Origin of the sequence: Xanthomonas prunicola, from assembly GCF_025266575.1 — a bacterium.
GTDB lineage: Bacteria > Pseudomonadota > Gammaproteobacteria > Xanthomonadales > Xanthomonadaceae > Xanthomonas > Xanthomonas prunicola.
Window position 1 is genome coordinate 737,072 of record NZ_CP096142.1, and the last position, 17,667, is coordinate 754,738.

General features: G+C 63.6%; 22 protein-coding genes. All 22 read right to left on the reverse strand.

The window, feature by feature from the left end; all coding sequences use genetic code 11:
- Positions 1 to 10 precede the first annotated feature (10 nt).
- Positions 11 to 706 (reverse strand): phage minor tail protein L, encoded by a 696-nt coding sequence (locus M0D43_RS02880; protein ID WP_260807837.1) that lies wholly within the window; start codon positions 704 to 706, stop codon positions 11 to 13.
- The gene (locus M0D43_RS02885; protein ID WP_260807839.1) at positions 703 to 1,203 is read right to left on the reverse strand and encodes a DUF4376 domain-containing protein; all 501 of its coding nucleotides are present in this window, start codon (positions 1,201 to 1,203) and stop codon (positions 703 to 705) included. Before M0D43_RS02885 ends, M0D43_RS02880 begins: the two co-directional genes overlap by 4 nt.
- On the reverse strand, positions 1,200 to 2,057 hold the full coding sequence (locus tag M0D43_RS02890) for a hypothetical protein (RefSeq protein WP_260807840.1): 858 nt from the start codon (positions 2,055 to 2,057) through the stop codon (positions 1,200 to 1,202). Before M0D43_RS02890 ends, M0D43_RS02885 begins: the two co-directional genes overlap by 4 nt.
- Positions 2,058 to 2,066: 9 nt before the next feature.
- On the reverse strand, positions 2,067 to 2,399 hold the full coding sequence (locus M0D43_RS02895) for a phage tail protein (RefSeq protein ID WP_260807841.1): 333 nt from the start codon (positions 2,397 to 2,399) through the stop codon (positions 2,067 to 2,069).
- Positions 2,399 to 5,761, reverse strand: coding sequence for a phage tail length tape measure family protein (locus M0D43_RS02900; RefSeq protein WP_260807842.1), 3,363 nt, complete (start codon positions 5,759 to 5,761; stop codon positions 2,399 to 2,401). The genes M0D43_RS02895 and M0D43_RS02900 overlap by 1 nt, the downstream gene beginning before the upstream one ends.
- Before the next feature lie 3 nt (positions 5,762 to 5,764).
- On the reverse strand, positions 5,765 to 6,079 hold the full coding sequence (locus tag M0D43_RS02905; protein WP_104559116.1) for a phage tail assembly chaperone: 315 nt from the start codon (positions 6,077 to 6,079) through the stop codon (positions 5,765 to 5,767).
- Positions 6,080 to 6,107: 28 nt separating this feature from the next.
- Positions 6,108 to 6,500: a hypothetical protein gene (locus M0D43_RS02910; protein ID WP_260807844.1), complete on the reverse strand. Its 393-nt coding sequence runs from the start codon at positions 6,498 to 6,500 to the stop codon at positions 6,108 to 6,110.
- 97 nt (positions 6,501 to 6,597) lie between these two features.
- Positions 6,598 to 7,065 (reverse strand): hypothetical protein, encoded by a 468-nt coding sequence (locus M0D43_RS02915; protein ID WP_064508859.1) that lies wholly within the window; start codon positions 7,063 to 7,065, stop codon positions 6,598 to 6,600.
- Between the two features lie 94 nt (positions 7,066 to 7,159).
- Positions 7,160 to 7,591, reverse strand: a complete 432-nt coding sequence (locus tag M0D43_RS02920) for a hypothetical protein (RefSeq protein ID WP_260807846.1) — start codon at positions 7,589 to 7,591, stop codon at positions 7,160 to 7,162.
- A gap of 42 nt (positions 7,592 to 7,633) precedes the next feature.
- Complete coding sequence (locus tag M0D43_RS02925) at positions 7,634 to 8,035, reverse strand: phage tail terminator-like protein (protein WP_260807847.1); 402 nt, start codon at positions 8,033 to 8,035, stop codon at positions 7,634 to 7,636.
- Positions 8,032 to 8,496, reverse strand: coding sequence for a hypothetical protein (locus M0D43_RS02930; protein WP_260807848.1), 465 nt, complete (start codon positions 8,494 to 8,496; stop codon positions 8,032 to 8,034). The genes M0D43_RS02925 and M0D43_RS02930 overlap by 4 nt, the downstream gene beginning before the upstream one ends.
- Entirely contained in the window at positions 8,477 to 9,574 is a 1,098-nt protein-coding gene (locus tag M0D43_RS02935) for a phage minor head protein (RefSeq protein ID WP_260807849.1), read from the reverse strand. Before M0D43_RS02935 ends, M0D43_RS02930 begins: the two co-directional genes overlap by 20 nt.
- Positions 9,574 to 9,930 carry a hypothetical protein gene (locus M0D43_RS02940; protein ID WP_260807850.1) on the reverse strand — a complete coding sequence of 119 codons (357 nt, stop codon included), beginning with the start codon at positions 9,928 to 9,930 and terminating at the stop codon, positions 9,574 to 9,576. The genes M0D43_RS02935 and M0D43_RS02940 overlap by 1 nt, the downstream gene beginning before the upstream one ends.
- Positions 9,927 to 10,439, reverse strand: a complete 513-nt coding sequence (locus M0D43_RS02945; protein WP_260807851.1) for a DnaT-like ssDNA-binding protein — start codon at positions 10,437 to 10,439, stop codon at positions 9,927 to 9,929. Before M0D43_RS02945 ends, M0D43_RS02940 begins: the two co-directional genes overlap by 4 nt.
- Before the next feature lie 2 nt (positions 10,440 to 10,441).
- Positions 10,442 to 10,630 carry a hypothetical protein gene (locus tag M0D43_RS02950; RefSeq protein ID WP_126969059.1) on the reverse strand — a complete coding sequence of 63 codons (189 nt, stop codon included), beginning with the start codon at positions 10,628 to 10,630 and terminating at the stop codon, positions 10,442 to 10,444.
- Positions 10,627 to 11,199 carry a hypothetical protein gene (locus tag M0D43_RS02955; protein WP_260807852.1) on the reverse strand — a complete coding sequence of 191 codons (573 nt, stop codon included), beginning with the start codon at positions 11,197 to 11,199 and terminating at the stop codon, positions 10,627 to 10,629. Before M0D43_RS02955 ends, M0D43_RS02950 begins: the two co-directional genes overlap by 4 nt.
- A 52-nt stretch (positions 11,200 to 11,251) precedes the next feature.
- Positions 11,252 to 12,247 carry a major capsid family protein gene (locus M0D43_RS02960; RefSeq protein WP_126969057.1) on the reverse strand — a complete coding sequence of 332 codons (996 nt, stop codon included), beginning with the start codon at positions 12,245 to 12,247 and terminating at the stop codon, positions 11,252 to 11,254.
- A 14-nt stretch (positions 12,248 to 12,261) separates the two neighbouring features.
- The gene (locus tag M0D43_RS02965) at positions 12,262 to 12,732 is read right to left on the reverse strand and encodes a DUF2190 family protein (RefSeq protein WP_260807853.1); all 471 of its coding nucleotides are present in this window, start codon (positions 12,730 to 12,732) and stop codon (positions 12,262 to 12,264) included.
- Positions 12,733 to 12,734: 2 nt separating this feature from the next.
- Entirely contained in the window at positions 12,735 to 13,868 is a 1,134-nt protein-coding gene (locus tag M0D43_RS02970; protein WP_260807854.1) for a DUF2213 domain-containing protein, read from the reverse strand.
- A 3-nt stretch (positions 13,869 to 13,871) separates the two neighbouring features.
- Positions 13,872 to 15,683 carry a phage portal protein gene (locus M0D43_RS02975; protein WP_260807855.1) on the reverse strand — a complete coding sequence of 604 codons (1,812 nt, stop codon included), beginning with the start codon at positions 15,681 to 15,683 and terminating at the stop codon, positions 13,872 to 13,874.
- Complete coding sequence (terL, locus tag M0D43_RS02980) at positions 15,683 to 17,251, reverse strand: phage terminase large subunit (RefSeq protein ID WP_260807856.1); 1,569 nt, start codon at positions 17,249 to 17,251, stop codon at positions 15,683 to 15,685. The genes M0D43_RS02975 and terL overlap by 1 nt, the downstream gene beginning before the upstream one ends.
- Positions 17,166 to 17,660 (reverse strand): terminase small subunit, encoded by a 495-nt coding sequence (locus M0D43_RS02985; RefSeq protein ID WP_260807857.1) that lies wholly within the window; start codon positions 17,658 to 17,660, stop codon positions 17,166 to 17,168. The genes terL and M0D43_RS02985 overlap by 86 nt, the downstream gene beginning before the upstream one ends.
- Positions 17,661 to 17,667 lie beyond the last annotated feature (7 nt).

Here is a 17,667-nt window from a genome sequence, read left to right on the forward strand (position 1 = left end):
CAGCTGCAACCTACGTGCGAAGCAGGCCGGCCGCAGGAGCGCCGCCATGCGGGAGAGGGTTGTTCGCCCCGTACCTCAGCTTGCAGCTTCGGATCAGGCCGCCGCATACGTCCAGTGCCGGATCCGTAACCGGCTGATCGTTGATGTCCGCCACCGGCGGCCCGTTGTAGCCGCAATACGCCCCACGATAGCCACCGCGCAAGATCCAACTGCATAGAGCCATAATCTGCCGGCCAGGTAATTGCTCGCCGTTGAGGTCGGCTGCGGTCGCCAGCTCGAACTCCACTACCTCCTTGTCCTCGGAGGCCTTGCGATCGATGAACCAGATCTCGTCTTGGAAGTGCTCTGATGGATCTGCGGTTGCGTTGCCGCCGGCGAAGTTGACCGGATCCAGGTACTGCACCAGCGTCTGCCGGAAGATGAGACGCGCGCCAACCAAATCGTCGAACAACTGGCACATAGCAGTAATTGTGCCGTCGATGTTGCCGACGCGCAGCCGCGGTGTAGGCGGCTGATCGCTGGTCCGCTCGAAGCCCGTCGCCTCCACCGGCCAGGGATGGTAGACCTCGCCCTGCCACACGATCGGCGTGGACTGGAGGTGCGCGTGGAAGAACAACTGATCGGCGCCAAGGTCGGTCGCGTTCAGTTCGAACAGCCGCACGCGCGCGCCAGGCTCTAGGGTCTGGATGTCGGCGAGGATGCTCATGCCGGCCAGCCAGTGGCCACGTTGTAGGCCTGCAGCTCATCAATGCTGCCGATCGCATCGATGGCCTCGTGGTGCGCACGCTCCGCAGTGAAGCAGGCCTGCACGTGCGCGCTGATCGCCGCTGCGATGCCACGAATCTCGGCGAGCGTCAGCGTCACCCAGCCGTTGTTCGCCTTGAAGTCGACCTGCTCCACAGTGCCAAGGTCAGCCGCAGCAAGCACTGTGCTGATGCGGTTCTGGTCTTCAGTCGAGGTGCCTACCTGTACGCCTCCGATCGTAATGCCACCCGTCTCACACTCCCAGCGGCGCTGTGTCGCTGCAGCGCGCAATGCTGTGCGCAGCGTCTCCGGAGATTGTGGAGGTGCTAACGGCTCCGGTACACCGCCGCCGACGCACCAATTCTCGAAGTCGTCCCACCACCGGTGACCGCGCGGGATAGTTGAGCCGTCGTCGACGCGGATAACGCGATCAGGATTTTCCGTCAATCGATAGCTCATGACGTGATCTCCGCATCGAAGAAATAGCCCGCACCGAACGCAAAGGCCTGATTTGCGTTCACGAATACCTCCACGCCAGATTTATAAGCGTTCGACCCGATACCAGAGCAGCCATAGACATAACTCACATTGGAAAAGGTAACTGCCGGTGCGGCACGCATAGCTGCGGGGATGTACAGGCCAACACCTGTTTGCTGGGATGCGGCGCCGCGCATGAACAGGTTCCCGGCAAACGCGTACCACTGACACAGTGCCGACTGTTCGCCGGGTGACCTGTATTGGAACCCCGCAAAATCTGCGCCGCGTACGATTCCGAGGTTGCGATAGGTCGCGTTTGCAGCGCTAAACTTCACGAGCAAGTTGCCCGTGTTGCTACTGCCTGGAGCGACAAGATTCACGTACCTGCGTCCTGCGCCTGGCGTGATCGCAGCAGCGACGCCTCCAACGTCCACAGTCAAGTTACCGCCACTCAGGTCATCAACGGCGATGCACAGCGTCTTTCCAAACGCATCTCGCGGAGCCTCAATGGCTTGACACCATGTGCCACTGTTGTGGGTGATAACGCCGGTCGATTGGTTGACGCTGACATTGCATCCTCCAGGGCCCGCAAACATGCGGTCGTAGCCGAAAGCGCCGGCAGCTAACGCGCCACCGCCAAAGCTGCGCTGGTTGACGCGAAAATCGCTATTGATCAGCAAGTTCAGGCCAATGGACTGGTACAGCTTCGGGAGCTGGCCGATGGACTCGTACAGCTCCGAGAACATGCTATTGCTCTTGGAGAAAGCCACGTACGCATCGTCGCCAATGCTTCCATCCGGATTCTTCGTTGTTTGATCGATTAATTGACGTGCCATATCTCGCCTTTAGGGCTGGAATTTCTGTTCAAAGGTGGCGCTGATGGAGAGCATTTCGCCACCCTCACCTCGATCGCTGTACCCGTCGCATTGGTAGTAACCCTGGCCACCGATCCTTGGCGTCCAAAGAAACGAGCGACCGATGTGCGCATCGATAAATGCGGCGATGTCCTGCATCAGTGATTTCGATCCGGTGAAGGTCACTTGGTACGACCGCGAGATTGGGTTGATGCCGTCCGCAACCGACTGGCTGTAGCCATCGCCGAATGCCGCGCGCCTGACCAGACCGGTCGCAGTTCCGTTGCTCTGCGACGTGGGCTTCCATGGAAAGACATCTGCCATCAGCGCGCTCCTGTCAGCAGGCCACCCGGCCGCATCTGTTGCACCAGCACCCGCTTCACTTCCGGCTCGATCAGCTTCGCGAGGGCCCGGCCCATTGCGTTGTCGTCGCCAGCGGTCGCAGAGGTGTTGCTACTACCATCGCTTTGAACAACGGTATTGATGCTCACGTTTACGGTAGGGGTGGACGAGCCACCGCCATTGCCGGATGCCAGCTGATGCATCGGCACAACCGTGCCGTCGTTGCCGGGGATCAGGTAGCTGCGCCCGCGCCGATCGTTGAAGATCTCCGGGCGGTCGAATTCGCCCACCTCGTACATCGACGAATTGGACACGTCGCCACCGCCAGCACGGCCACCGCCGAAGCTCGCCCAGCTGCTTCCGGTGAAGCTGTCCACGTTGTTGCCGAAGTTGAGGTTGCTGCCTGCGCCCGCGCTGGTGCCAGTCCAGGCGCCACCGGCCGCCGCACCGGTAAACGATCCGACGATGGAGCCGATGGCCCCGACGATCGCCTGCCTTGCAGCAATACGCGCCAGATCTGCCAGGATTGACTTGGTTAGATCCGAGAACGACAGCTTGCCCGTCTGAACGAAGCGCACGAATGCATCTTCCGCCGCGCTTAAGCCGTTGGACAGGGCAGAACCCGCCATGTCCGATGCGTTCGCAGCAGCGAATGCATAGTCCTCCCAGACGCGAGTGAAGCCATTCCGCCAGTTGCCTAGCATCGCCATCCGCTGCTGTTGGTAGTTCCGCTCAATCTCCAGCGAGCGATCCTTGCTCGCCTCGAGCATGGCGATCTCGTTCTGGTACTCGCCGTCGCTGAGCGGGTTCTGGCCTCGCTGCTCCTTCTCCAGCTTTTCCCGCTCGCGCAGGTACTCGCGCTGGATGTCCAGCTGACGCTGCAGCATCTGCGTGGCGTCTGCCCCGCGGCCAATGCTCATCAGATCAACATCGGACTGCTCCTGACGCTGCTTTTCCAACTGCGCGAGGCGCTCGGTCAGTGCCGCCTGCGCCACCAGATCACGCTGCGTCTGCTTCGCCTTCTCGGCCTGCGCATCGCTTGCCTGGAGCTGGGGGATCATCGCCTCCAGCAGCTTTTTGCTCGCCGCCGTCATCGTATTGGTCTTGTCGGCCAGCAGTTGCCGCGCTTGGATCACCAGCCGGTCGCTGGCCGACACCTTGTCGCCGCTCTCCGCCAGCTGATGGTTGGCGGTGATCTGCCGCTGCACGCTGGCGATGAAGCTCTGCGCCGCGTTGTCGTCCGTGTTTGCCTTGCCGACGCCTTCCCGCTGGTTGAACTGCTTGTCGATCTGCGCGTTGGATTGCGCGATGAGGCGTTGCATGGAGCCGTCGGACAACCGCGAATCAGGATTCCCCTTCGCGTCGCGCGCGCCTTCCAGCTTGTTGTAAAGCTCGATGATCTTGTTGCGGGCGGCCAGCTTGGCGGATTCACGATCAAGCCCGGCAAGCCGCGTGGTGAGTGCTTCCGATGCTGCTTTGGCCGCTACGTCCTGCTCTTGGTAGACCTTGGCCATATCTTCAATCGCCTTGCGCCCATCTGCCTGCACTTCAAAGATCGGTGTAGGTAGACGAGAACCGCCGATGAGCGAGTTCAATCGCTGCATCTGAGCCTTGGGCGACGCGAGCGTAGTGATCATGTCGAATTGAAGGCCAGACGCTGGGAGCAAGTTCTTGAGCTTCCCGCCGAGCTTTTCCAGCTCAGTGCTGAAGGTCATCACTTCTCCCCACGCACCGCCGACCTCGTCCTTCACATCTCGCCACCACTTCACCAAACTCGGCATTGCTGCCTCGGCCTGATTGGCGACATTGATCGACCGCTCGTAGTAGATCTGCAGCGCTTCAGCAACAGCCTGCTGCTCTTGGCCCTCCTCCTGCAGTGTGCGGATACGCAACAGCTGCGCCGCGGTGAGAAATCCCTCCTGCTTATTCAGCTCCACCAATGCATCTACCGGATCACGCGCGATGCGCTGGAACGCCTCGACGGTCTTGCTGCTGGCTTGGCCGGTGGAAGACTCCATGCGGGCAGCCGCCTCGGCGACCATCAAGAACTGCTTGCCGGCAAACTGGCCGGAAGCAGCGACGGCTGTCAGCGCATCCACAGCGCCGCCGCGCGTCACACCTGCCAGCTTGTCCAGATCCGAAACCAAGCCGCGGAACTGGCCACCGCTGATATCCGCATTGCGGCCGGTGAGGATCAGGTTCTTCTGGAAGTCGAACAGCTCGTCCTGGCTCTGCTTCAGCGCCACCGCCAACGCGACTGCGGCAGCAGCCGACAATGTCATCGGATTGACCATGCCCAGCACATACGAGGACACGGCCTTCGCAGCAGGGCCGATGCCGCCGAGCTGGTCCTTCAGCTGCCCACCCTGCTGGATGGCCACCATCCAGATCGGCTGGCCGGCGACGACGCTGGTGACGATGTCCGTCATCTGCGCCGGGATCATGCGCATCGCCGCGGCCGTCTGGCGCGCAGTCATGCCGTACTGCTCGGTGGTGTTCTTGGACTTCAGCAGCGCCTGCCGGCTCGCCTCGATCTGCGCCTGGTATTGCTGCATCACCTGCGGCTTGATCAGCCCCAGGTCGCCGGCACGCTCCAGTCGATCCTCCATCTCGGCCAGCCGGTTCAAACCGGCAACGGTGGGATCGATCTGCGCGAGCAGGCGCTTCAGGTTGATCTCCTGCGCCTGCGCCGCCTCCGCCGCTGCACGTGCCTGGTTGGCGGTGCGTGCCTCGGCTTCCTGCAACGCGCGCGCACGCGCCACCATGCGTTCCTGCTCGGTACCGGCGCGCGACATAGCCGCGGCCTGGTGGTCGATGCCGGCAGCAGAATCACGTGCCGCCTCGGCCAGTGCGCGGTCCGACACGTTGGCGGTGCGCTGCGCTTCTGCATAGGCCATGGCCTGCTGCGCAACGCTGCGGTAGCGCGCCTCCTGCTGCTCCAGCTGCTGCTCGAGCTTCTGCGATGCGGTCGTGGTAGCCGTGGCACCTGCTGCAGCGTCCTTGCCTGCAGCACTGTAGACCTGCAAGCCTGCGGCGGTACCGGCCAGGCGGCTCTCCATGGCCACCAGCGCGCTGACGATTTCCGCCTGCGCGCGGTTGAGCCCCTGCAGCTCGGTGATTACCGTGCCGGTACCAACGCCGATCCGCTCAAGTGCTCCGCCCAAACGGTCGCCCAACGCAACGGCTGAGCGGTCGATCGAGCGGGACATCGACTGGAAGTAACGCTCCAGCCGATCTGCTGATCCACTGGCCTTGTCGGCGGCGGCGGCGTTCTGGTCCAGCGCCCTGGTGCTTTCGACCAGGCCACTCGAATCGACCTTAAAGCCAAGTTCGGCGATATCCATCAATCAGCTCCAGGTGTTGCTCGGTTCCGGCGGCCGCTCGCGCGCCGCTGCTTGTTCTTCGCGCACGGCACGCAGGTAGGCGTCGTCCATCGCCATGAGCATCTCCACCTCTTCGGGGAGCACATCGCGCAGCAGCAGTCGCTGCCACGCGTCGAGTTCGGCGTAGGACAGCGCCTCAGGGCCGGATCGGCGCCGGCCTGATATCAACCAGAACCAGTCCCACACGTGCGCCGCTTCTTCAGGCATGTCGACGGCGGGAGCCGGTTCTTCGAAGCGGGCATTGCGCTGCCGCCGCGTCTCGCCCTTCGCGTCCGGCATGTCGTACCGAACGGTGAGATACGTGGCGTCAGAGATCCTCGCCTTCAGGGCTGCGAAAAAACTCCGCGCGGTTTCCCAGCTCCACCTCCAGCTGATCGCTGATCCATGGGAGCTCCTTCAGCACCTTGCGCAGGGCTTCGTCGGTCAGATCCGGCTTGCTGCCGTGGAAGGTGAGATCCCCCTTCCACTCCCAGCCGCCCACAGACGCGACGAGCATGTCGGTGCGGCCCTGCTCCATCTTCGATGCGGTCAGCTTGCCCTTGCCCATCAGGCGGTCATCCAGCGCCTTGCGGCTGGCCGCGCGCACTTTCGGGTGGCTGTCGGGCAGCAGCGTGATGCGCAGGCCCACAGGAGCCTCGGTGGCGGGGTGCTTGATGTCGATGGCGCGCTCGGCGGCCACGATGGTGGTCAATTCGGTCATGGGTGATCCTTGGTGATCGATCCGGGAGATGAAGCAGGGGAAGCCAGCCGGATCAGGTCCGGCTTATCAGGCGGCCGCCCTATCCCCTGCTGTTCGGTTACGGAGTGACGGGCGCCGGCACTTCGATCGGCACCTGGTTCAGGGCGAGCGAGTAGACGTGCAGCACGAAGTCCTCATTACGGCCACCCGGCGTGCGGGGGCCAGTGACCAGGCCGCGCAAGTACTCGATTTCGCCGGACGGGCGTTCCACCTTGAACGCGTAGGCGTCAGTGACAGTCGGCTGGCCAGCTGCGCGCATGGCGATCTGGCCGGGGTCCGCGAGGTCGCGCGCCATCTCGACCTCCGGGTCGCCGGCATTGGAGATGCCCTTGCCCTTCAGCGATACTGCGGTGTCCCACGTGTCGTAGGTGACGATGTTGGTGGTTAAGCCGCGCTCGCCGACGCTGCCGACCTTCTTCACCTGGACGTAGGTCAGCGCCTTGAACTGGGTTTCGGTGAGGTCGTTGTTCTGGGGCGTCGCGCAGATGTAGAGCTTGGAACCGCTATTGGTTTGTGCCTCAGCCATTGCTGATATCTCCTCGCTTTGGGCATAAAAAAACCCGCCACGGGGCGGGGTTGGAAAAAAGAAGCCCGCTGTTCGGCGGGCTGTTTGCTTGGACTTACATTCTGAAGCCCGATGTACTGTCGTCACTCAGCTCGAAGTCGTCGGGCATTTTGTGGATTGCCAGAGCTGCCTGCTCGAGCAGATCTCTCTCAAACGGCCTGGAGTCGAAAATCATCTTCTCCAGAAGCGAGACGTCCTCGTTTAGCTGCTTGTTATCTGCATCCTGCTTCAAGCGCTTGCATAACTCAGCGACCTTATCACTGATTTTTTTGTTCAGACGTGCAGAGTCGACAGCGATCCTGAGCATGAGGATCGCGTACTTCACACTTTCGAGACTTGGCGAAGCACGCGGCACTGAAGAACGTTGAGCGGCAATTTCACGCTGAATTCCGTCAACCATGCTCCTAAGCCCTGACGCCAGGTCGTCCGGGAGATCCTCCAAGCTGATGCCGTCCAAACTCGCCTGCAACTCGTCGATAGTGATCATCTCTTGCCTCGGCAGTTACTGAACACCAAGCCTAGCACTGGCCTACCCACCGAATCCTCGCCACATGATGGTCACCGGTTGCATGTGCCGCTCCGGGTCTTGAATGATGGTTGAGGTCCAGGGCATGCGGTACACGCGCATGCCGGCGAAGGTAGTGCCCTTGGCGAAGGCGGTGATGATCTGATCGGTGATGCGCGTGCCGACCATGATCCCGCCGCCGGGGCGGTAGCACGCTGACAGCTGGCCGAAGCCCTGCAGCAGCGAAGGGCCATCGTCGGCCAGGCCGTAGTTCTGTGTTTCGTTCGGGAACCACTGTAGCTCCAGCCATGCGCCATCCGTCGGCGGGGTGAAGGCCAAGCCCGGGTAGGAGCATGGCAAGCCCTGCGCCGCGGCGAAGGCGCTGACCAGGCCTGCGAAGGCGTCGTAAATCGCGGTGTCGCTCATGGGATACGTGCCTTCACCTTCGCGGTGACCTCGTTGACGATGAAGTCCCAGTTCTGCGTGGCAGCGCGCATGAAGCCCTTGCCGGCCTGCTCGTACTGCCGGCCCAGGCTGTCCTTGCCGCTGAAGCCGTGTTCCATGCGCAGCGCATAGGCTGCAGTCCAGCCAGCCCATACCGTCTGCCCTAACTCCAGCTTCGAGAACACCAGGGCAGGATCGCCGTTCACCGGAGCAGAGTAAGTCGCGCCCTTCTCCGGCTTGGACTTTCCGCTTGGCATGCCGTCTATCGATGCCGCACGCGAGTTCACAAGGAAACCGACATCGCGCGGCATTTTCCCGCCTTCGCCCTCCTGCTTACTGGCGTCATCCATCACCTGCTGCGCCGACTCTCGGAAGATGACCTCCTGTCGCATTTTTGCCTTCTCAGTGAAGGCCCTTACCTGGTCACCGAACTTGTTTGCCACGTAACGCCTCCGCAATCATGTCGATCCGGTATTCCTTGGTGCAGCGGCAGCCGATGATCTCTTCAGGGCCAGCACCGAGGCTCGTGTCGCCAGGGTGGTTGAGTAATGCGCCACTCGGCGTCTGGAACGGCTCGCCGAAGGCCCTTTTCTGCCCGGCAATGGCTTGGTGGCTATGCCGCGTGCGTCTGTCCGCCGTCGCTGACCAGGTACCGATGACGTTCTCCGCTGCCAGTGCCCCCGATTCGATCTGCTGCCGGTAGGCCTCTTCCCGTCCGGCGTTCATGCTGCTGATCGATTCGGTGCGGGCGATCATCTCGCCACGTAGCTGCAGCAGCCGGTCGGAGTAGCGGCCGGCGATCTTGTCGATGTCGGCCTGCGCTACCGGCTTGCCCGCAGCAATAGCGCGCTTGACGATCCCGTCCAGGCGCTTGTCGCGGCGCTTCCGACCGAAGTACTTCGCCATTTCCCTTGGGTCACCGCTGGCCAGCTCGCCGCGCATGCTCTGCACAAACTGGCCCTGCTGCGATGTCAGCCCCAGCACGCCACCCGTGCGCCTGCCTGTGTCACCGACGCGTCCCACGATGTCCAGCGCGCTCTGTCGTGGATTGCGGCCGGCGACCATCCCGCTCTCCAGCACGTTGCGGATCAGGGTGCGCTGGTCGTTGACGATGCCCGTGATGAGGTTGCTGGACTTGTCGCGCAGCCATGCCTCGGCGGTCGCATTGCGCAGGTCGAACGTGGGACGCAGCGCGGGCGAGCGCACATCCTGCCGTGGCCTGTAGTTGCCCGTGATGATCGGGTCCAGGCTGAGCCGCATCTTCGGCATCTCCGAGACGCCCTGCTGCCCTCCTGCCGCGTAGGCGTTGCGCAGTGCTTCACCCAGATCCGCAAAGCGCGCCTCGTCCAGCCCCATGACTGTGAGCACGTCGTCGATGCGCCCAGCCTGCAACAGGTCGGCGATGAGCTGCACGCCTGCCTGATTGGTCACCTCCGAGATTGCCCTGAGGAATGCGCGCGCGATGGCCGGCTCCAGCTTCGCCGCCAGCTGTTCGAGTTGGCGGGAAGTCGTGGCAGCCATCAGCGTCTCGCGTGGAATTCGTAGAGCAGCACCTGCCCGCCAGGGGACAGCGGCTGCAGGTCAATAAAGGTAAACAGATCGTTACCCAGCACAATGCGGTCGCTCAGGGTGGGCACGGTATCGATCGCGGTGCTGATCAATCCCAGCTTGTCGCCCTTGAGCACCAGGGTGGCATCCCGATTGGTGAGGCTGTATTCCAGCTCCACAACCTTGCAGTCGTGCCGAGTGGCTGGGCCCGGCTGCGGGTTGTGCGGCGGTCCCGTCGGTGCACCTGCGCGCTGCAGCTGGGCGTCGAAGCCGTAACGATTGATCAAGCGCGTGGCCGTGGCCTGCAGCCGGTCATAGAAGGCGCTCATACGACGAACACCGCAGGGCCGATGTATGGCGTCCGCAGCAGCGGCGCCAGGATCTCATCGATGGCCGGCACGACTGGCCGGTTGGCCGGCTGCCCACCAGCTCCGCTATCGGCGTAGCTCACTTCGATCGGTCCCACCTTCTCCCGAGTCACCGCCTCGGATGCCACGAAGTCGGGGGACAGGCTACCCGGCCTGGCCAGCTCCCGCAGTGCCGCCTCATACGTTGCCCGCTCCACCTCGCCCGGGATCTCCTCCGGCCCGATGAGCGCGCCTGCGTTGTCGGTTGCACCGGTGCGGGGCCACTCGTTGGGCTGGCTCCGCCCTGCGGTACGCACGCCAGGGAACAGCGATTGCCACCGGCCAGAGGCCAGCAGCACCCGGTACCGGCCATCGATGTAGTCGGTACCGCGCACCAGGGCTGCAGTGCGTGCCGCCTCGCTGCCTGCGGCCCAGGCGGTGTTCCCCCGGGCCAGGTGATAGTCGTCTGCTCCTGCCAGCGTGCCGTACATGGTCAATCCTCGTCGGGAGCAGGCGCGGTTGCATCGGTGACTGCCAGAACGCCTTGGTCGATCCAGGCGCGCACGGCTGCGTTTTTGCTGTGCACCTCCCAATCCTTCACGGTGGTCGGCACGCCTGGCTCGAGCGGAGTTCCGTCAGGGAAGTGGAACATCGCACGAGACGTGTTTGTGATCTTGATCATGCCTTCTTCTCCTGTACGTTCTTCAAGGCGGCCTGCAGCGCTTCGACCGATGCCCGCCGATCCTTCTTGATACCAAGCGCAGCAAGTTCAGCAATCAGCGCATCCTTGTCGTCAGGCGCAGTGCCCTCCCCCGTGGATTCACCGGTGTTGGTGTCGCTGTCGGCATCCCTATCGGGCAAGCCCTCGATTCCTTCGCTGCTTGTCGCCAGATCTGCCTTCATCTGCGTGATCGAACCCAGCAGCAGCGCTTCGCGCTGGTCTTCCGGAAGAGCATTCCACTCGTCTGCAGTCAGATTGGAAGCCTCGAATGCATGGCGAACCACGTCGCCCAACTGGACGTTGTGCGCATCGTCGTCCGTCAGCGGGATGAGGGCGGGCAATTTGTCACTGCCATAGAGCATCGGTGGAACTACGGATTCGAGCTTGAGGAACCCACACCGCTGATAGAAGGGCAGCATCTTGGGATCCACGTCGAACTCACCCTCACCGCGCGCCGGCAGGCGGCCCTTGGATCCGTCTGTAAGCTGAATATGGTGCGGCGAGTTGGTGTGGTTTTTGATCTTGTGCACGTCTGTTTCCTTGTCAGGGGTGGCCCCGCGCTCAGCAGAGCCACCCGTCAGGTCAGGCGGCCGGAACCGGCGTGATGCCGTCCAGGTAACGGATACCGGGCTTCTTGATATCCAGCTGCCCGATACGGCCCATGCCCGGGACCACGAAGTTGAACGGGCCGTCCTGGTAGATCGGCCAGAACCGATACGCCATCGGCATCGGTAGCTCCAGCACGTCGGCGGTGTTGCGGTAGGCGACCAGACGACCACCGCCGGCAACACCGACCGTTGCGGCACGCGAAAGCGCCGGAAGCTCGCGCAAGTTCAGCGGACGACCGGTGCGCCGCGTGTAGGCGTTGCGCGTCTGGACGTAAGAGGCGATGGTCTCGTTCGGCGAGGTGACACCGTACGGAGTCTCCTCGATGTACTTCATGGCCAAGGGCGGCAGGAGCACCGTGTCAGCCAGGAGCGAGGTCAGGATGCCGTTGCCGGCGTTGACCGGACCGATCACCGCGTTGTTGATGTCCGCGACGATCTCTTCGGGAGTTTTGTTGCCGGTGCCGTCGTTCAACACCCATGCCGAGCTCGGTGCGCCAGTTCCGTTGGCCGCGGCCGCAATCGGTGTAACCGCCGCGGAGTTGATGAGACCCGTCCAGCCTTTGAGCTGCGCGCCAATCAGTGCCGATTCCCAGATGAAGACTTCCGAGGCGAAGCGTGCAGCTTCAGCGCGGCGCGCAGTCAGCGGGAAGTTGGAGAACTGGGCCTTGCCCACCTCTCCGATGTTCCACTGGTAGCCCACGGCGTATTCCGCGAAGGTGCTCGTGACGATGTTGAGGTTCACATCGGCCAGCGGGATGTCCTTGGCATACGTGGACTGGAACTTGGCCTCACCGACCTTGTCCATGATCAGCGTGTCCATGCCAGCCGCCCACTCGGGAATGTTGGTGTTGATAGGGATGAGCGAACCGTAGTCCATCTCGGCGTATTCGATCTCGTACACCTGCGTGTTGAGAACGTGCGACTGCTGGCGAGCGAAGCTGAGCACCGCCGCCTGATCACGGATATCCATTGTGTTCCTCCTGATTACGCGGCCGGAGCTGCGGGGGTGCGGCGCAGACGAATCTTCACCACGCCGTTGGCGGCAGCGGTGCTATCGAACTCAGCGCCGGGGATGAGGGTGCCGCTTGCGGTGTTGCTGTAGCCCTTCGCGGCGGCGTCCCAGTAGACGAGGCCGCCAGCCGTGCACGCACCGCTCGCTTTGGCCCAGATGGTGCCCATGTCACAGATGGGCAGGTTTGCACCGAGCGGGTATTCCTGAGCGGCGTCGACCGGGCCGTCCACCACGGTCACGTCCTGCTCGGTGATGCCAAGGAACTTGCCGGTGGTGAACTTGTTGGCCTGGTCGTCAGCAGTGCCGCGCTGTACAGGGTGGCCGAACCCGATGCCGGCAACCTGCGCAACGCGGGTGATGGTGTTCCACTCTTCCGAGTTGGCACGGCGACCGGCGGTGCCGGGCAAGGGCTTTTCGGCCCAAGTGGTCTGTAGCATGGGCATGATTAGGCCTCCTTCTTGCGGTTGAAGCGGTCCAGGGAGCGCTGATAGGCCTTGTCTTCGAGAGACTGGGCGTCGTTGGCGGAGATGCGTGTGGCGCCATCGCTGAGCGCGCGCGTCACCGGGTCGGTAGCTTTGACGCCGTCCGCGAGGATGTCGAAGCGCGCCTCGATGTAGGCGTCACCCTTGCCGGCGATGGCGGCGTCGCCGAGCTTGCCGATGACGGCCGCCTTGCGGACGTCCGCATCGCTCTTGCCGCGATAGTCGGCGTCGTGGATCGACTTGGCCGTGGCCAGCAGATCACCACGCGCCTGCACGCGCGCATCCAGGGCAGCGGCATCCAGCACCTTGCTTTTCAGGTCATCGATCGCGGCGTCGCGCTTGGCGATCTCCGCATCCTTCACCGCGAGGGCTTCGGTGTGCTCGGTTGCCTGGCGCGCGGCAACTGCGTTGGAGTCGGAGAGCTGGCGCTGCAGCTTGTCGATGGCGATGGCGCTGGCGTCGGTGCACTCGACCGGCAGCCCATCGACCATGACGGTCCTGGTCTTGGTGTCGCTCATGGTGTGGTTCCTCGTTGGGTTGACGGCGCTGTAATCCGGATCACCGGGGGCACGCCCATCCCCGATGCGAAACTGAGAGCCAGCCCGGCCGCGGCGGACCAGGGCCAGATGGTTGTTACGGATGTGTCGCTGCACGGCGTCGTAGTGCTCGCCTTCCGGCGTGGTCCCGGCCGTCCAGTCAATCTCGGCCGAGTAGCCCTGCGACAACTCGCGCTTGCCGGCCTCGTAATCGGTAATGGCCTGTTGGTCCATCAAGACCAACGGCACGCGCACGCGCGTCTGGTCGTGAGCTACTTCGTCGCCTGTCTGGCCGACGGCGTACTTTTTCCAGTTGTCGGCGTTGACCTGTTCCGGCGGGTGGTCGTTGGTCATGGGCCGGTGCGCATAGCTGCGCAGCGTCTCGTCGGAGAACACCTCCTCCGGCGGCCGATACAGTCGAACCACCTCCAAATCCGGGCGGCCCAATTCACTGCCCAGGTAATCCTGGATGCCCGTGCGCGCGACGAATGCCTCGGCCACGAGGTAGCCGTCCGCGGTGCGGCGTGGCGCCGTCACCGAGACTCGATCTTTCAGAAACATGGTTCAGTCCTCGCGGAGCTCTTCGAAGATTTCCGGGCCCAGCACAATGCGGCCCCGGTATGGCTCAACCTTCGATAGGTCGATGGGCGCCTTGGTCAGGCTGATGTGTGGGATGTAGTCCGGGAAGTCATGCGAAGCGCCTGCGCGGACGATCTCCTCATGCCGCCAGGCGAGCTGCGTAGACGCGAACAGGATCACCGCCGACATGCCGCCCAGCGGCTCAATGGCACGCGGACCACCGCGCGGAATGATCAGCTCACCGCTGCTATCGCTACTCCACTCACTCGCGTTGCCCGCCTTGATCCAATCGAAACGCTGGCGCGAATAGGCCACCGTCACGTGCAGGTCGTCGGCGACGTCCGTGATGCCCTGCTCCCGTGCCCATGCCTCAATCTCTGCCGCGTTGAGCACGTCGCGGCGCACATACAGCGAGCGAGGCTCGGCGTCGGTCAGCGGATCGCCCTGGTTGGCCTGCGTGGCTGCCAGCGCGGCCGCTGCACGCTCATCCTCGTCTTGATCCTCCTGCCAGTCCGGGTTCGCCTTGGTGAAGTCGTCCATCGCCGACTCCAGGCCAGGCGCTACGCCCGCCTCGGTCAGCATGTTCACCGCCACCTCGGCCAGCACCTCGTCGGGAATGAGCTTGGTGTCGGCCAGGGTCTTGATCGTGTCGGCCGTGGTCTTGCCGTTGGTGGCGCGCTCGGTGTCGCTGGTCTGCCACAGGCTGCGCCAGCTGTAGAAAACGTCCTTCGGTCGGCTGCCGAGCGCCGAGTAGATCAGGCACTCATCCAGCACCGACATGGCCGGCGTGTAGATCAGCTCCTGTCCGGACTTGATGCGGTCGTAGTAATTGCGGATGTCGTTGTCGCCCGTGGCATTCAAGCCGGCAGGCGCCTGGCTCATCAGGCGAGTCATGGGGATGTCCGCTGCGCCCGAGACCTGCTGCAAAAACGCGAGCATCACGTCGACCAATCCGCCGAAGGACGCCGACTTCTGCGTGTACGTCTCCTCCCCATCCAGCACCAGCATGCCGTTGATGCCCTTGGCCATCGCCGCGAGCTGCAGGCGCTGGAGCAGCTGCGCCTCATACGCTGGATCTGCCAGCTGCGACATGAGGTTCGGGATGTTCAGCACATCGACCTTCGCCTCGAATACCAGGCTGGCGATGTTGGCGCTCGTGCTGTCGGCCTGCTTCACGGCGTCGCTGATCGACATCAGCACCGAGTCGCCCCAGCCATCGCCGTTGTCGATATCCGGGTCCGGCCGATGGGCACCGTGCAGGATGACCAGCCGAGACGGATGAATCTCGACCTGACCAGCTCGGGCCGAAGTGAGCGTATAGAACGCCGGCCGCCCGAACGTGGGTGACTCAGCGTCACGATCCAGCTCGCCTGCGGTCAACATGCGCTTCGTCAACACGTTGAGGTGCTTGATGCCCTCCTTCCTCACCCGCGCCGGGTCCAGGGGCTTGCTGACATCCGACTCGCCGGTACCAATGTAGATCGCAGCGCCACCGAACAGCCGCGCCTTGGTGTGCGCTTCCAGCAGTTTCACCTGCAGGCCAAGGCGCTTCTCCTCCGCCTCGAGGTCGCTGATCTGAGTCTGATCGGCATTCCACGTCCGCCAGTTGCGGCAGCCGTCGAGCGCAGGGATGTCGATGATCTTGCGAGCGAGCCACGTGCCTCGGTAGGCGTTGCTGGCGTCCAAATCACTCAGCGGCGCGAGCGCGTAGTGGCTGTGCGCCGCCTTGTCGCGCCCAGTGCCAAGGTTGGCCACGAGATTGACCAGCCCGTCCTTCAATTGTGCGAGCTTGCCCATCAGAGTGCATTTCCAAGGTTGTAGGTGCTGCCGGTAACCAGCTCAGCGAATGCGCCAGAGAGCGCGTCCACCTGGTCGTCGTGTTTGGCGTTGGGGAACTCGGCGATCTCGTCGAGGAAGGCCGCCACCCAGGGGCCGCTCACCAGCTTGATGTTCCCGGCCTCGGCCTGTGCTTCCACCGGCGTTGCTCTGACCTCCTTCGATCCGGATTCCAGCGCTGCCTTGATGTCCCAGCCCGCCAGCAACTTGATCTGGTGCGCGGCATTGGACTTGCCGGCGGCTCCGGGATCCTGCGGGATGCGCACCTTGATCGTCCTACCGTCCTGCCGCGCCGTGTTCGTCAGCATCCGCTCCACGCCGGCGGGCGACACCTGGTCGCGGACGACATCGAGCACGTAGTAGATGCCGGCGACCTCCCCCAGCAGCAGGCCGACCGTGTAGTCCGGGTCGCTGCTGGTCTTCTCCTTCGGGTCGGTCGCTGCGAAGTCCCAGCGCCGAACCTTGCGCGCCGCCGAGATAGCCGGCGCTGCTTCCACAACCTCGAACCATTCCCGCTTGAACGTGCCGCCATCGCGCGGCGTCGGCCGCTGCTGGTACTGGCCGGCATATGCGTAGCTGCCTTTCGCGCGCTTAAGTCGATCGACCTCGGCGCGCGGGAAGCGCTCGGGGAACAGAAGCTCGCCTTCCTGCGTGCGCGGATCCTCGAAAAACAGCTCCCCGTCGATGTACGTGCGGGACGGCCCGCCCGTCTTCTTGCCGTCCTTGTCTGTCCGCTCCTCTTCGAACTCCATCGGGAGGTTGAGGTGGACGAAGCCCAGATCCAGCTCCATCGCCACCGCCGCAATGTCCCGCTGGTGCAGGCGCTGCATGATGATGACCATGGCCGACGACGTGATGTCGTTGAGGCGGTCGGTGATGCCCTCGCGGAAAATGCGGACTGCGGTCTTGCGCTCGGCGTCGCTCTCGGCGGTTTCGGTCGAATGCGGATCGTCGACCTTGACCCGGTCGCCGCGGCCGCCCGTCATTGAGCTGAAGGGGCGAGCCTCGCTGAAGCCGTTGCCGGTGTTCTCGAACTTGCCCTTGGCGTTCTGGTCGCCGCGCAGCTTCATCGGCCAGGCGGCCTGGTACTGCGCGCTGTCGATGAGGCGCCGCAGCTTGAGGTTGTCGCGCAGGACGTTTGGCTGGCTGTAGGAGGTGGCCAGCGTCTGCAGGTCCGGGCGACCGCACGGCCCCCACTCCCACGCAGTCCAGAACACCAGTACCAGCGATTTCATCATGCCCGGCGGCACGGTGATCAGCAGGAACTGGATGCGCCCTTCGGTGACAGCCTCGAGGTGCTGGCACATCGCCCGCAGCGCCCAACCGATCTTGAGCGGCCTGGTCGGCTCCAGCACCCGCCAGTGCTCGCGGATGAAACCCTCCAGCGACTGCGAGCGCGCCCTGATCCCTTCGACATCCTCGGCAATGCGCTGGCGTTCTCGCTCAGCCGTCCGCCTGGCCCTCTCCGCTCGGATCTCCGCCAGCGTCGGCAAGCGGACCGAGGATCTGTTCAAGGCGGTCGAGTTCATCGTCAGTGATCTTGCTCAGGTCGTAGGTGCCGATCGCCCCGGTGTGATGCCGCTTCTCGACCAACAGCCCGGCGAGCTTGCCCTTGCCCATGGTCGCGGTTACCGCAGCGCTGGGTTGCTTCTCCTTCAGCGCCATGCGGCGCGCCTGCTCAAGCTCCGCCATCAGGGTATCGACGGTCACCTCGGCCTTCGCGGCCACGCGCTTCTGCCCCGCGCGCACAGCTGCAGCGACTGCAGGAAGCTTCAGCAACCGCGAACCCTGTTGCTTGGCGGTCTTTTCGCTGTAGCCGGTGCGGATGGCCGCCTGCGCTGCGTTCTGGTCTTTCAGGTACTCGGCGACGAAGCGCTGGATCCTGGGCGTCAACTTGGCCGATGCGCGCCCCTTGGGCTTGGGTTTCTTCTTGGGCATGGGTTTG

What these genes read in the sequence shown, in the direction of transcription:
- M0D43_RS02880 (WP_260807837.1), bottom strand. Translation starts at nt 706, where the DNA reads ATGAGCATCCTCGCCGACATCCAGACCCTAGAGCCTGGCGCGCGCGTG.
- M0D43_RS02885 (WP_260807839.1), bottom strand. Translation starts at nt 1,203, where the DNA reads ATGAGCTATCGATTGACGGAAAATCCTGATCGCGTTATCCGCGTCGAC.
- M0D43_RS02890 (WP_260807840.1), bottom strand. Translation starts at nt 2,057, where the DNA reads ATGGCACGTCAATTAATCGATCAAACAACGAAGAATCCGGATGGAAGC.
- M0D43_RS02895 (WP_260807841.1), bottom strand. Translation starts at nt 2,399, where the DNA reads ATGGCAGATGTCTTTCCATGGAAGCCCACGTCGCAGAGCAACGGAACT.
- M0D43_RS02900 (WP_260807842.1), bottom strand. Translation starts at nt 5,761, where the DNA reads ATGGATATCGCCGAACTTGGCTTTAAGGTCGATTCGAGTGGCCTGGTC.
- M0D43_RS02905 (WP_104559116.1), bottom strand. Translation starts at nt 6,079, where the DNA reads ATGCCGGACGCGAAGGGCGAGACGCGGCGGCAGCGCAATGCCCGCTTC.
- M0D43_RS02910 (WP_260807844.1), bottom strand. Translation starts at nt 6,500, where the DNA reads ATGACCGAATTGACCACCATCGTGGCCGCCGAGCGCGCCATCGACATC.
- M0D43_RS02915 (WP_064508859.1), bottom strand. Translation starts at nt 7,065, where the DNA reads ATGGCTGAGGCACAAACCAATAGCGGTTCCAAGCTCTACATCTGCGCG.
- M0D43_RS02920 (WP_260807846.1), bottom strand. Translation starts at nt 7,591, where the DNA reads ATGATCACTATCGACGAGTTGCAGGCGAGTTTGGACGGCATCAGCTTG.
- M0D43_RS02925 (WP_260807847.1), bottom strand. Translation starts at nt 8,035, where the DNA reads ATGAGCGACACCGCGATTTACGACGCCTTCGCAGGCCTGGTCAGCGCC.
- M0D43_RS02935 (WP_260807849.1), bottom strand. Translation starts at nt 9,574, where the DNA reads ATGGCTGCCACGACTTCCCGCCAACTCGAACAGCTGGCGGCGAAGCTG.
- M0D43_RS02940 (WP_260807850.1), bottom strand. Translation starts at nt 9,930, where the DNA reads ATGAGCGCCTTCTATGACCGGCTGCAGGCCACGGCCACGCGCTTGATC.
- M0D43_RS02945 (WP_260807851.1), bottom strand. Translation starts at nt 10,439, where the DNA reads ATGTACGGCACGCTGGCAGGAGCAGACGACTATCACCTGGCCCGGGGG.
- M0D43_RS02950 (WP_126969059.1), bottom strand. Translation starts at nt 10,630, where the DNA reads ATGATCAAGATCACAAACACGTCTCGTGCGATGTTCCACTTCCCTGAC.
- M0D43_RS02960 (WP_126969057.1), bottom strand. Translation starts at nt 12,247, where the DNA reads ATGGATATCCGTGATCAGGCGGCGGTGCTCAGCTTCGCTCGCCAGCAG.
- M0D43_RS02965 (WP_260807853.1), bottom strand. Translation starts at nt 12,732, where the DNA reads ATGCCCATGCTACAGACCACTTGGGCCGAAAAGCCCTTGCCCGGCACC.
- M0D43_RS02970 (WP_260807854.1), bottom strand. Translation starts at nt 13,868, where the DNA reads ATGTTTCTGAAAGATCGAGTCTCGGTGACGGCGCCACGCCGCACCGCG.
- M0D43_RS02975 (WP_260807855.1), bottom strand. Translation starts at nt 15,683, where the DNA reads ATGGGCAAGCTCGCACAATTGAAGGACGGGCTGGTCAATCTCGTGGCC.
- terL (WP_260807856.1), bottom strand. Translation starts at nt 17,251, where the DNA reads ATGAACTCGACCGCCTTGAACAGATCCTCGGTCCGCTTGCCGACGCTG.
- M0D43_RS02985 (WP_260807857.1), bottom strand. Translation starts at nt 17,660, where the DNA reads ATGCCCAAGAAGAAACCCAAGCCCAAGGGGCGCGCATCGGCCAAGTTG.